Consider the following 12,609-nt stretch of genomic DNA (forward strand, 5'->3'; position numbering starts at 1 on the left):
GCCTCCCCGTCTAGTGCAGGCGTTCCGGCATCGGCACGCTGACCCCGGGCTCGGAAGCCGGCAACGCCGACATAGGCTCGGAGGTTGCGCGAATGCGGCGCCTCAGGACCGCCGTCGGTTCTGCGGGCCCTACGCCGGGCGAAGCCACGCCGCGCCAGGCGTTCGACATGGCCTCCACCACCAACGGCAGGTCGCGCAAGCGGTGGAACTGGCTGCGCAGCCAGCGGGAATCGTTGCCGCTGCGCATGGATTCATCGCGCAGGGCGGCGATCATGTCGCCCGTGCCCAGTTCTTCAGCCACCGGCATCAGGCGCTGGAACAGGTTGCGCAGGTGGTCCATCAGCCGCAGGCGCTGGCCGTCCGGCGTCACGTAGCTGCCCTGCAGGCCGAAGCGGCAAGCCTGGAAGTGATTGCTGCGGTAGGACAGCCAGGCGCCGTCGCCGGGGTCGCCCTCGCGCATCAGCAGCACCGCCAGGGCCTGGGCAAAAGCCGCCAGCTGGCAAGCCCGTTCGACCGTCAGCGGCGTGTCGCACACGCGGATTTCGACCGTGCCGAATTCCGGCTTGGGGCGGATGTCCCAGTACAGGTCCTTGATGCTTTCCGCCAGGCCATAGGCGCGCAGCTGCGCCAGATGGGCCTCGAACTGGTACCAGTCCTTCACTTCGGGCGGCATGTGCCCGGCCAGCGGGAAGCTGTTCACCGCGTTCAGGCGCGAGCACGAGAACAAGGTGTCCACCCCCTCGCAATAGGGCGACGAGGCCGACAGGGCGATAAAGTGCGGCACATAGGGCGACAGGCGGCGCAACAGTTTGATGGAATCGTCGCCGCTCTTGACGCCCAGGTGGATGTGCTGGCCGAAGACCGTAAATTGACGCGCCAGGTAACCGTACATTTCGGCCAGGTACTGGAAGCGCGGGGTGTCCGAAATGGACCGTTCCTGCCAACGCATGAAGGGGTGGGCGCCCCCGCCAGCGACCGATACGCCCACGGCGTCCGCCGCTTCGATCAGGGCGTCGCGCATTTCGCGCATCTCGGCCAAGAGGCCCATGGGGTGCTCGTGCACCGAGGAATTCAGTTCAATCATGGACCGCGTGATTTCCGGTTTAACGCGGTCGGCGATGGGGTGGTTGGCCATTTGGGCCAGCAGCTCGTCCGAGGCTGCGGTCAGGTCAAAACTGCGCGGGTCTATCAGTTGCAGCTCGAGCTCGATGCCCAGGGTGTTGGGGGCCGACGAAATGAACGGGATCTGTTCCATCTCGGACTCCTTTCTGAATGTTTGATGAGGGTGTGCGCCGTTCGACCTTGAAGCCCGGAAACAGCCCGGGGGGCACTAGACGGCAGCTTGTGCACGCATGATAGCCGCTGTTTTGTGGCAAGAAGATGGAAAATCGTGACATTTATGTGCAACATCACGAAGCAATCGGTTTTTCCCTGTGAAGGAAAGTGAGCGAGCGCTCACGGCATAGAAATGGCGCGGCCTCCCGGGCTGCGGCAGCCGGAAAGCAAGCGCTCAAGGGGCTTTCAAGAGGGGGTGGGACAACCCTTATAAGGGTTATCCCTTATCTATTTCCGCCAGAAAATAGGGGTGAACAACACCAGCACCGTCAGCAGTTCCAGGCGCCCGATCAGCATCGCGAAGGTGCAGACCCAGATCTGGAAATCGGACAGGACGGCGAAGTTGCCCATGGGTCCGACGGGCCCCAGGCCTGGTCCGGTGTTGTTGACGCTGGCGAAGACGGCCGAGAAGGCGGTGATCGGATCCAGGCCGGACAGGAGCAGCAGGCTGGTGAAAACGGCGATGGAAAGGCCGTAGAACAGCATAAAGGCCAGCACCGACGACATGGTGCGGGTCTCGACCGCGCGGCCATTGATGCGCACCGGGCTGACCGCGTGCGGGTGCAACATTGTGACCAGCTCATTGCGCGCCTGCTTGACCAGCAGGATCGCCCGGATCATCTTGATGCCGCCCCCGGTCGACCCGGCCGACGTGGCGAAGCCCGACAGCAGCAGCATGGTCAGCGGAGCGAACAGCGGCCACTGCGCGAAGTCGGTATTGGCGTAGCCCGTGGTGGTCGCCATGGAAATCGTGTTGAACATGCCGTAGCGCAGCGCCTGCAGCGGGTCTTCATAGACCCCTTTCAGGAACAGGAACACCGAGATGACCAGCCCGACTCCCAATACCACCACCAGGTAGGGGATCGCCTCCGGACACCGCACGTAGGCGCGCGCGCTGCGCTGGCGGAAGGCATTGAAGTGGGTGGCGAAGTTGATGCCCGCGATCAGCATGAACACCATCGCCACCATTTCCACCGCGACCGAATCGAAATGGGCGAAGCCGTCATCCCAGGTCGAAAAGCCGCCCAGACCCATGGTGGTGGCCATGTGGCACCAGGCCTCGAACCACGACAGGCCGACCGCCCGGTAGGCCAGGAAGCACAGGATGGAGAACACGAAATACACCGCGTACAGCGCCTTGGCGGTGCTGGCGATGCGCGGCGTGAGCCGCTCGTCCTTCATCGGTCCGGGGGTTTCCGCCCGCACCACCTGGTGCCCGCCGACCCCGAGCAGGGGCAGAATGGCCACGGCCAGCACCAGGATGCCCATGCCGCCGATCCAGATCAGCGTGGCCCGCCACAGGTTGATCGACGCGGGCAAGGTGTCCAGATTGGTCAGGACGGTGGCGCCGGTGGTGGTCAGGCCCGACATGGCCTCGAAATAGGCGCCGGTAAACGACAGCGGCAAGCCGGCGCCATGGAAGTAGAGCAGCAGCGGAATGGCCGCCAGCAGGGGCAGGCCCGCCCACACGGCCGACACCAGCACGAAGCCGTCGCGCGCCCGCAACTCGCAGCGGGCGCGGCGCGTTATCGCGGCCAGGCCGCCGCCTATGCCCACCGAGATCAGGAACCCGTCCAGGAAGGCCTCGCGCGCGCCGTCGCCGCCCACGTAGGCGACGGTCAGCGGGATCAGCATGGTGAGCGCGAACATCACCATCGTCAGGCCCAGGATGTAGAGAGTGCCCAGGACGCGCTTCATGGAGCTATCCGGCCGCGCGCGGCCCGCGCAGAAGGAAGGAGGCGGCGCGCATCAGAAGAACGACGCCGAGACTTGGAACAGCTTTTCCACGCGCGGCATCTGCCGGCGCGAGGGTACGAAGACGATGACGTGGTCGTCGGATTCGATCACGGTGTCGGCGTCCGGCAGGATGATTTCGTCCTCCCGCACCAGCGCGCCGATGCTGGCGCCCTTGGGCAGGCTGATCTGCCCGACCGCGCGCCCCACCACCTTGGAGGTGGAGCGGTCGCCGTGGGCGATGGCCTCCAGCGCTTCCGCCACGCCCTGGCGCAGCCGGTGCACGGCGGCCACGTCGCCACGGCGCACATGCCGCAGGAGTTCGCTCATGGTGGCCTGGGATGGCGACACGGCGATGTCGATATGGCTGCCCTGCATCAGCTCGCCGTAGGCTTGGCGGTTGATCAGCGCGATCACCTTGCGCGCGCCCAGGCGCTTGGCCAGCAGCGAGGACATGATGTTGTCCTCGTCGTCGCTGGTCAGCGCCAGCCAGGTGTCCATGTCCTCGATGTTCTCGCGTTCCAGCAGCGCCTCGTCGGTGCCGCTGCCGTGCAGCACCAGCACGCTGTCGGGCAACTGGGTCGCCAGGTATTCGCAGCGCTTCTGGTCGCGCTCGATGATGCGGACGCTGTATTTTTCCTCGGCCAGTTGGCGCGCCAGGCGCAGGCCGATGTTGCCGCCGCCCGCGATCATCACGCGGCGCACGGCACGCTCGGCCTCACGCAGCTGCCGAACGGCGCGGCGCGCATCGCGCGAGTCCACCACCAGCACCACTTCGTCGCCCGGGGCGACGACGGTACCGCTGCCGGCCCGCAGCGGCCTGCCGCCGCGCAGCACGTCGATCACTCGCGCCTTCACGTCGGGCCAGACGTCGCGCAGCTTGTCGACCGGCGAATGGGCCATCGGGCTGCCCGCCCCGACCCGCACGGTCACGACGCTGACCCGGCCTTCGGCGAACTCCACCACCTGCAGGGCCTCGGGAAATTCGATCAGGCTGTGCAGATAGGTGGTGACGCTGCGCTCGGGGCTGATCAGGGCGTCGATGCAGAAGCCCTCTTCGCTCATGAGTTCCGGGTGTTCGGCGAACTCCACCGAACGGATGCGGGCAATGCGGCGGGGAATGTTGAACAGCTGGCGCGCGATCTTGCAGGCCACCATATTGGCCGAATCCGAGGCCGCACAGGCGATCAGCAGGTCGGTGTCGGCGGCGCCAGCGGCCTCCAGCACCGAAACCTGCGAGCCGTCGCCATGGACGACGCGCAGGTCGAAGTGTTCTTGCAGGTATTGGAGCTGGACAGGATCCGAATCGATCACCGTGATGTCGTTCTCTTCGGACACCAGGTTCTCGGCCACGCTGGTGCCTACGCGACCAGCGCCCATGATCAGGATCTTCATGAGCTCCGCTTGCGGGCGGACTCGATGCCCAATTGCTTGAGCTTGCGGTACAGGTGGGTGCGTTCCAGCCCCGTGCGTTCCGACACGCGGGTCATGCTGTGGCTTTCGCGGACCAGGTGGTATTCAAAATAGATGCGCTCGAATTCGTCGCGCGCCTCGCGCAGCGGTTGATCCAGCGAAATGCTGCCCAGTTGGCCGTTGGACGTGACGGGGACTTCATTGGACGGCGCGGCGGCCTGGACCGGGGGATCGAGTTCGTCTTCCAGCGCCACCGCGGGGCTGGCCACGGCCGAATGCGCGGCGGCAGGCGCCGGATGCGGCGCGCGGCCGCGCGCCAGGCCGGCGGCGACCGTCTTCAGGAGGCGCTGCAGCGTGATCGGCTTTTCAAGGAAGTCCATGGCGCCGATGCGCGTGGCTTCGACTGCCGTGTCGATGGTGGCATGGCCGCTCATCATGATCACGGGCATGTCCAGCAGGCCTTGCGAGCCCCATTCCTTGAGCAGGCTGACGCCGTCCGTGTCCGGCATCCAGATGTCCAGCAACACCAGGTCAGGACGCATGCGCAAGCGTGCGGCGCGCGCTTGCGCCGCGTTTTCAGCCAGCTCGACCGTGTGTCCTTCGTCGTATAGGATTTCCGACAAAAGCTCGCGTATACCGACTTCGTCGTCAACCACCAGAATTCTGGCCATAAAGCATCCACCTATTGCGTAGCCGCATTATCCTTTTCTTGCGCGGTCGCGTCCATAGTATCGGCCTCGGAAGCCAGCCGGGTCAACAATATGGAGATCCGCGCGCCCCCTTCCTTGCGGTTCGCAAGGTCTATACGCCCGCCGTGTTCTTCCACGATCTTGCGTACGATTGCCAATCCTAACCCAGTCCCGTGGGACTTGGTGGTGACGTAGGGCTCGAACGCGCGCTGCATGACCTGGGGAGGAAAGCCCGGGCCCGTGTCGGCGACCGTGAACCTGAGCGCCTGATGGGCCGCCCGGTCGGGCTGCTCGCTGCGCATGAGCTGCGTGGTCACGCTGACCCGCCCTTGCCCGCCCTGCTCGGCGATCGCGTCGCGGGCATTGGACATCAGGTTATGGATCACCTGCCGCAACTGGGTGGGATCGCCCTCGATGGGCGGCAGGTCCGGCGCCAGCGTCACGTCCAGATTCAGGGCCTTTTCGGCCAGGCGCGACGAACCGCCTTCGGGCTCCCAGCCGTACAGCGACAGCACGTCCGCCACCAGGGCGTTGAAGTCGATGCGTTGCATCACGGCCGGCGGCGTGCGGGCATATTCGCGGAAGTCGTCCACCATCTGCTTGAGCGATGCCACCTGGTTGACGATGGTATTGGTAGACCGTGCCACGATCTGGGCCTCGGCGGGAGGCAGCTTGCCCTCCAGCTTCATCGCCAGCCGCTCGGCCGATAGCTGGATCGGCGTAAGCGGGTTCTTGATCTCGTGCGCCAGCCTGCGGGCGACTTCGCCCCAGGCCACGGTCCGGTTGGCCGAGATCACTTCGGTGATATCGTCAAACACCACCAGATAGCCGTTGCCGCGCCCGTCCACGCGCAGATGCGTGCCGCGCGCCAGCAGGGTCAGGGGCTGCGAGCCAGCGGGCGCGTCGTCCTGGCCCGGGGCGATCTCGAATTGCTGCTGCCAGTGCTGGCGCTCGGACCCCACCGCGGCGTGGGCGGAAAAAGCCTGCCGCACGATGTTGGCGAACTCCAGCATGCCGGCCACGGTTTCCAGCGGCCGTCCGATCACCGAGCGCAGGTCCGCGCCCAGGATGGTCTGGGCGCCCTGGTTGACGGTGGTGACGCGGAACGATTCGTCGAACACCAGCACCCCGGAGGACAGGTTCGACAGCACGCTTTCCAGATAGACATTGGAGCGTTCCAGCTGCTGCCGGTTGCTCTCGACCATGCGGCGGGCCTCGTCGAGCTGGCGTGTCATGGCGTTGAACGAACGCGTGAGCTGGCCGACTTCGTCGCGCTCGGGCGGCTCGGGCAAGGGCCGGTAGTCGCCCACGCCCACGGCCTGCGTGCCGCCCGCCAGGCTGAGCAGCGGGCGCACCAGCCGCTTGGACAATGAGAGCGCCACCGCGATGGCGCCGAAGGCCGCCAGCAGCAAGGCCAGGGTCAGGGTGATGCCGTACAGCTTGCGCAAGCCCAGCCGCGACAGCGCCAGCTCCTGGTAGTCGCGAAAACCCTGCTGCACCAGATTGGCGTTGTGGGCGATCTGCTCGGGTACCGGCTGCAGCAGCTGCAGCCAACGCGGTTCGGATGCCGGTCCCAACAGGTTGTCGTAGCGGTCGGGGCCGGTCAGCGGAATCACCACCCGCAGGTGCAGCCCGCCTTCAGCGCCGGGGGTCACCGGGTCATCGGCCTCGGCGGCGGAGTAGCCGCGCGCCAGCCGCAGCTGGTTCATGACGGTGGACGGCGGCATCGCGGGCAGCAATTGCCCGTACTGGCTGGTGGAGAACGCGATCATGCGCCCGCTGCCGGTAAAGACCATGGCTTCCTGCACGCCGTTGGCCTCGCGCAGCCGCGTCAAGGCGAGCGTCACGCCGCTGTCGGAACTGCGGTTCAGTTCCATCGCCATGGAGCGCGCACGCGCGTCCAGGTCGGCCAGCAGCGAATCCAGCGCGGCGCGGCCCAGGTTCAGGCCCGCCTCCAGCGCCGTGTCCACGCGCACGTTGAACCAGGATTCGATCGAGCGCGACATGAACTGCACCGACACGGTGTAGATCAGGGCGCCGGGCACCACGCCGATCAGCGCAAACGCCAGGGAAAAACGGGCCGTCAGCCGCGCGCCGAACTGGCGTCGACGGATCTGCCGCGCCAGCCTCACGGTCAGCGCCACCACCCAGATGAAGAGCGCCAGCGCAAAAATGCCATTCAGCACCAGCAGCGTGTCGTAGTAGCGCGCAAAGCGCGAGGCATTGCCGGTGGACCACGCCAACAGCCCCAGCAATGCCAGGCCGCTTGCAGCGCCAACCATCAGGGCCAGCCGAAGCACAAGCCTCATGACGGGTCTTTCTCCTTGTCGCTGAGCACGAACGTGAAGTCCATCCACGGCGTCGACTGTACCCAGGAGCTGCTGTTCAGGGCGTTGACCTGGAAGGGCCGCGGCAGCAGCGACGTATCCAGGCGCAGGCGCAACTGGCCGCCGTACAGCACGCCCGCATCGAAGTCGGCGGCGTCCGCCACCGGCCAGTTGCGGATATGCCGGATGACCCCCATGGCGTCATCCAGCGAGGCGACTGGAAAGGTCAGTTCGCCCACGCCCACCCGCCATTGCCGGGTCAGGGCGTTGTAGATGATGCGCCAGGTGCGGGACGTGTCGACCAGGGACTTGTCGAACCACCACCAGCGTTCGCGCGTGACGGTGAGGTCGGCGGTGAGATACAGCGGCACTCCGCGCTGGGCGGCTTCGCGCAGCTGCGAGTTCAGTTCGAACTCGATGTCCGCGTCGATCTGGAGCTGGCCGTCTCGAACCGCCGGGCGAACTTCGGTGACCTTGGGTTCCGCCCCATGCGCCTGCCCGCCCGGCACGAAGGAAAGCAAGGCAGATGCGAGCAACAACCCGAGAAATAAGCGCGGAATAATGGACATACGGCACCGGAACTACGTCATGCCCCCTATTCTTGGCGATTCAGGACTGCTTGGCAAACAAGGCGTAGAAAAACCCGTCGCGCTGCGCCGCAGGTGTTGCATCGACCGCAACTGGCAGCAATTGGCCGGGCGCGTCCAGGCGCTGCGCCTCCGGATGGCGCTGCATGAACTCCAGCGCCTGGCGCGTACCCTCGATCGGGAAGATCGAGCAGGTCACGTAAAGCAGCCGCCCGCCGGGCGCCACGGTGCGCCAGAGCGCGTCCAGGATGCTGGCCTGCAGGGTGGCCGTGCGACGCACGTCGTTCTCGCGCCGCAGCCAGCGGATGTCGGGATGGCGGCGCACGATGCCCGAGGCCGTGCAGGGGACGTCGGCCAGCACGGCGTCGAACGGCTTGCCGTCCCACCAGGCGTCCAGGTCGGCCGCATCCGCCGCTTTCAACTGGACACGATCGCTTGCCAGACCCAGTCGGTCCAGGTTCTGCCCGACGCGGGCCAGCCGGTCGGCGTCGGCATCCAGCGCCAGCAGGTCGATATCGGCCAGCTCCAGCAGGTGGGCGGTCTTGCCGCCAGGGGCCGAGCAGGCGTCCAGCACCCGCATGCCGTCGGCAGGCGCCAGCAGTTCGGCCGCCAGTTGCGCGCCGGCGTCCTGCACCGACCACCAGCCCTCGGCAAAGCCGGGCAGTTGCGTGACCGGCTTGGGCGTGGCCAGTACCAGGCCGGACTGGCCCACAGGTTCGGCCGCCAGGCCGGCGGCCTGGAAGGCGGCCAACACCTGCTCGCGGCTGGCGCGGCGACGATTGACCCGCAGGGTCAGCGGCGCGGGCACATTGGCCGCAGCCAGGATCTCGCGCCATTCCCGCGGATAGGCCACGCTCAGCTGCTTGACCCACCAGCCGGGGTGGTTCCATTGGGCCTCGGGGCTGTCCGCCACGGCAGCCTCGAGCGCCGCGCGCTCGCGCAGGAAACGACGCAGGCAGGCGTTGAGCATGCCCTTATAGGAAGCCAGGGCGCGGCTGCGGGAGGCCGCCGTCACGGCCTGGTCCACCACCGTGTGCGCCGCGTAGACCGGCATGCCCGGCAGGGCGGCGGCGGCATCGCCTTCTTCCTTCAGCAGGGTCAGCGACACCAGCAACAAAGATTCGAACAACACGCTGGGATAGCGCTGCACCATCTCGCGGCCCACGGCGTCGGCCCAGCCCAGGTAACGCATGGCATGGAACGACACGGCCTGCGTGGCGGGCCGCAGGGCCGATTCCACGTCGGCCAACGCGTCCGTCAGGGAGCGGCCGTCCAGCACGCCCTCGACCACCTCCGCGCTGGAAAGCAGGACGGAGGACAGCGGAGGGGCCAGATTGGGGGAGTCGGAACGCGTGGACATGATGCAAATTCAGGAGATAAGACCGCTATGGTAGCCGGACCTGGACGAATGGCGGCCGTCGCGGCACACTGGCCCCAGCCACGGAGCCCCTCATGACCCTCGCCACCCTGCTGCTCTTCATCCTGGCCTCGGCCGTCACCATCATCACGCCGGGCCCCACCGTCCTGCTCGCCATGAGCAACGGTTCGCGCCACGGCGTGCGCGCTGCCTGCTGGGGCATGGCCGGCGCGGTGCTGGCCGACCTGGTCCTGATCGGCGCGGTGGCGTCGGGCCTGGGCGTGGTGCTGGCGGCGTCCGAAATCGCCTTCCAGCTCATCAAATGGGTGGGCGCGGCCTATCTGGCGTACCTGGGCTGGAAGATGCTGCGCTCGGACGCGGCGCTGGTCATGCCCGCCGCCCAGGCGGATGCCCGGCGTCCGGCCGGCCTGGCGCTGGGCCTGCGCAGCTTCGCGGTGGCGCTGACCAACCCCAAGGCGCTGCTGTTCATGTCCGCCTTCCTGCCCCAGTTCATCAATCCCGCCGCCCCTCTGCTGGCGCAGTACGCCGTACTGGCCGGGGTCATGGCGCTGATGAACATCGCCGTGATGCTGGCCTACGCCGCGCTGGGCGCGCAGATGGTGCGCGCCTTCCAGGGCGCTGGCCTGCGCTGGCTGAACCGCGTCTGCGGGGGACTGCTGATCGGCCTGGCGGGGACGCTGGCGCTGTATCGGCGCAGCGCGCCTTGATGCAACCTCGATTCCAAATCCCGCGCGGATACACGTTGGGCAGCACCCAACAACGTGGATGCATCGATCCGCCTCGCGACCGCACTACGCGCGGGGATGATTCCTGATAGCAGGCACATCGCGCTATTGGAGCGCCCCGCGCTCGACCTACGGCAATGCCGTATAATTAAAAATTCGCCTTCGCCGCCCATCCTGGTGCGATGGCCTGAACCCTGGGACGCCACACAGGCGCCCGACTTTTGAAGAGCCATGAAGAATGCTGCCCCGACGGCGCGCAGCGTACCGTGGCAGGCGTCGCATATCAGCGAAGCACGCAGCCGCGTGGGCCTGCCTCAAACGGATTTCGCTGAACTGCTGGGCGTGAGCGTACGCACTCTGCAAGATTGGGAGCAAGGACGGCGCACCCCCTCGGGCGCGGCGAAGACCCTGCTGCAGGTAGCAATGATGCACCCCGAGACCCTGCGAGAGCTGCCCCCGTGGCCCGCCAACGAACACGCTGAATCCTGAGGCCAGCCGCCCCGGCCTCGCCCGACACGAACAACACATCCGCCGCGCGACACGTTTGCCGCGCGATTTTTTGGTGAACGACATTGGAAATCCTCGAAACCTCCCGGCCTGGCAAGGGCCCCGGCAAGGCCAACGACGCTGACGCGAACGCGTCCGCCACCTCCGCCCTGGCCGACACCATCGCCGCCGCCAACGCCGACGGCCGGACCCCGCGCGTGGGATTCGTTTCCCTGGGCTGTCCCAAGGCCCTGGTCGACTCCGAGCGCATCCTGACCCAACTGCGCACCGAAGGGTACGTAGTCACGCCCGAGTACAACGATGCCGACGTGGTCGTCGTCAATACCTGCGGCTTCATCGACAGCGCCAAGGCGGAATCGCTGGAGGCCATTGGCGAAGCCCTGGCCGAGAACGGCAAGGTCATCGTGACCGGCTGCATGGGCGTCGAGGAATCGGTGATCCGCGACGTGCACCCCAGCGTGCTGGCCGTAACCGGCCCGCAGCAATACGAAGAGGTGGTGCGCGCGGTGCACGAGGCAGCGCCGCCCAAGAAGGACCACAACCCCTACCTGGACCTGGTGCCGCCGCAAGGCATCAAGCTCACGCCGCGGCACTACGCCTATCTGAAGATTTCGGAAGGCTGTAATCACCGCTGCAGCTTCTGCATCATCCCGTCGATGCGCGGCGACCTGGTCAGCCGGCCGGTGGGCGACGTGCTCAGCGAAGCCGAGCGCCTGGTCAAGGCGGGCGTGAAGGAATTGCTGGTGATCTCGCAGGACACCAGCGCCTATGGCGTGGACGTGAAGTACCGCAGCGGCTTCTGGAACGGCCGTCCGGTGAAGACCCGCATGACCGAGCTCTGTACGGCCTTGTCCGAGATGGGCGTGTGGACGCGCCTGCACTACGTGTATCCGTACCCGCACGTGGACGAAGTGATCCCGCTGATGGCCGAGGGCAAGATCCTGCCCTACCTGGACATCCCGTTCCAGCACGCCAGCCCGCGCATCCTGAAGGCCATGAAGCGCCCGGCCTTCGAGGACAAGACCCTGGCCCGCATCAAGCGCTGGCGCGAGATCTGTCCGGACCTGACGATCCGTTCGACCTTCATCGTCGGCTTCCCCGGAGAAACCGAGGAAGACTTCCAGTACCTGCTGGACTGGATGCAGGAAGCGCAGCTGGACCGCGTGGGCTGTTTCCAGTATTCGCCGGTGGAAGGCGCGCCCGCGAACCTGCTGGACAATCCGGTGCCGGACGAGGTCAAGCAGGAACGCTGGGAACGCTTCATGGAGCTGCAGCAATCGATCTCCGCCGCCCGCCTGGCCAGGAAGGTGGGCCGCGAGATCGACGTGCTGATCGACGAAGTGGACGAAGACGGCGCCGTGGGCCGCAGCAGCGCCGATGCGCCTGAAATCGACGGCTGCGTCTACGTCAGCTCGGACAAGCCCCTGAAGGCGGGCGATCTGGTGCGCGCCCGCGTCACCGATTCCGACGAATACGACCTCTGGGCCGACGCGATCTGAATCCGCTCCTGCGCGCGGCGCCCGCCGCGCGCAGCTCAGGCTTCCAGCAGCTTGAGCCCCGCCACGCCGCCCACGATCATCGCGATGCACAGCAGGCGCGCGGCAGACGGCGAATCTCCGAACAGCATAATTCCCAGCACGGTAATGCCCACGGACCCGATACCGGTCCAGATGGCGTAGGCCGTGCCAGCAGGCAGCTGCTTCATGGCCAGCGTCAGCAGGAACACGCTGCCCAGGGCGGCCGCAATGCCGATCACGCTGGGCCAGAATCGCGTCCAGCCATCCGCATACTTCAAGGCCAGGGCCATCACGATTTCCACCGCGCTCGCGGCGACCAGAATCAACCAGGCCATTGCGGCCTCCTGCCAGAACCAGGGAACGGCTAGCTTAGAGACTATAGTTACCACAAGACAAG

Annotated in this window: 11 protein-coding genes; 3 read left to right on the plus strand and 8 right to left on the minus strand. The window is 66.6% G+C overall.

The window, feature by feature from the left end; genetic code table 11:
* Window positions 1-10: 10 nt before the first annotated feature.
* The 7 genes from IB259_RS23605 to rsmB form a co-directional block, all read right to left on the minus strand.
* Entirely contained in the window at window positions 11-1,255 is a 1,245-nt protein-coding gene (locus IB259_RS23605) for a YbdK family carboxylate-amine ligase (RefSeq protein ID WP_054457728.1), read from the minus strand.
* A gap of 308 nt (window positions 1,256-1,563) precedes the next feature.
* Window positions 1,564-3,033 carry a TrkH family potassium uptake protein gene (locus tag IB259_RS23610; protein WP_054457729.1) on the minus strand — a complete coding sequence of 490 codons (1,470 nt, stop codon included), beginning with the start codon at window positions 3,031-3,033 and terminating at the stop codon, window positions 1,564-1,566.
* A gap of 51 nt (window positions 3,034-3,084) precedes the next feature.
* Complete coding sequence (trkA, locus tag IB259_RS23615) at window positions 3,085-4,464, minus strand: Trk system potassium transporter TrkA (RefSeq protein ID WP_054457730.1); 1,380 nt, start codon at window positions 4,462-4,464, stop codon at window positions 3,085-3,087.
* Window positions 4,461-5,153: a response regulator gene (locus IB259_RS23620; protein WP_119450201.1), complete on the minus strand. Its 693-nt coding sequence runs from the start codon at window positions 5,151-5,153 to the stop codon at window positions 4,461-4,463. The genes trkA and IB259_RS23620 overlap by 4 nt, the downstream gene beginning before the upstream one ends.
* An 11-nt stretch (window positions 5,154-5,164) precedes the next feature.
* Entirely contained in the window at window positions 5,165-7,480 is a 2,316-nt protein-coding gene (locus IB259_RS23625) for an ATP-binding protein (protein ID WP_054457732.1), read from the minus strand.
* Window positions 7,477-8,067: a DUF4390 domain-containing protein gene (locus IB259_RS23630; RefSeq protein WP_082401241.1), complete on the minus strand. Its 591-nt coding sequence runs from the start codon at window positions 8,065-8,067 to the stop codon at window positions 7,477-7,479. Before IB259_RS23630 ends, IB259_RS23625 begins: the two co-directional genes overlap by 4 nt.
* 40 nt (window positions 8,068-8,107) lie before the next feature.
* The gene (gene rsmB / locus IB259_RS23635; RefSeq protein WP_054457733.1) at window positions 8,108-9,445 is read right to left on the minus strand and encodes a 16S rRNA (cytosine(967)-C(5))-methyltransferase RsmB; all 1,338 of its coding nucleotides are present in this window, start codon (window positions 9,443-9,445) and stop codon (window positions 8,108-8,110) included.
* A 92-nt stretch (window positions 9,446-9,537) separates the two neighbouring features.
* On the opposite strand from rsmB, the gene IB259_RS23640 reads away from it, so the two are divergent.
* The 3 genes from IB259_RS23640 (at window position 9,538) to rimO (ending at window position 12,194) form a co-directional block, all read left to right on the plus strand.
* The gene (locus IB259_RS23640; RefSeq protein ID WP_054457734.1) at window positions 9,538-10,170 is read left to right on the plus strand and encodes a LysE family translocator; all 633 of its coding nucleotides are present in this window, start codon (window positions 9,538-9,540) and stop codon (window positions 10,168-10,170) included.
* A 249-nt stretch (window positions 10,171-10,419) separates the two neighbouring features.
* Entirely contained in the window at window positions 10,420-10,677 is a 258-nt protein-coding gene (locus IB259_RS23645) for a DNA-binding transcriptional regulator (protein WP_054457735.1), read from the plus strand.
* A 179-nt stretch (window positions 10,678-10,856) separates the two neighbouring features.
* A complete protein-coding gene (rimO, locus tag IB259_RS23650; protein ID WP_054457789.1) occupies window positions 10,857-12,194 on the plus strand; it encodes a 30S ribosomal protein S12 methylthiotransferase RimO in 1,338 nt (445 codons plus the stop codon).
* A 35-nt stretch (window positions 12,195-12,229) separates the two neighbouring features.
* Here the strand turns inward: rimO and IB259_RS23655 are convergent, their stop codons facing one another.
* Window positions 12,230-12,547 carry a multidrug efflux SMR transporter gene (locus IB259_RS23655; RefSeq protein WP_042796135.1) on the minus strand — a complete coding sequence of 106 codons (318 nt, stop codon included), beginning with the start codon at window positions 12,545-12,547 and terminating at the stop codon, window positions 12,230-12,232.
* Between the last annotated feature and the right edge of the window lie 62 nt (window positions 12,548-12,609).

The organism is Achromobacter sp. ACM04 (assembly GCF_014851465.1).
Classification (GTDB): Bacteria; Pseudomonadota; Gammaproteobacteria; order Burkholderiales; family Burkholderiaceae_B; genus Achromobacter; species Achromobacter aegrifaciens.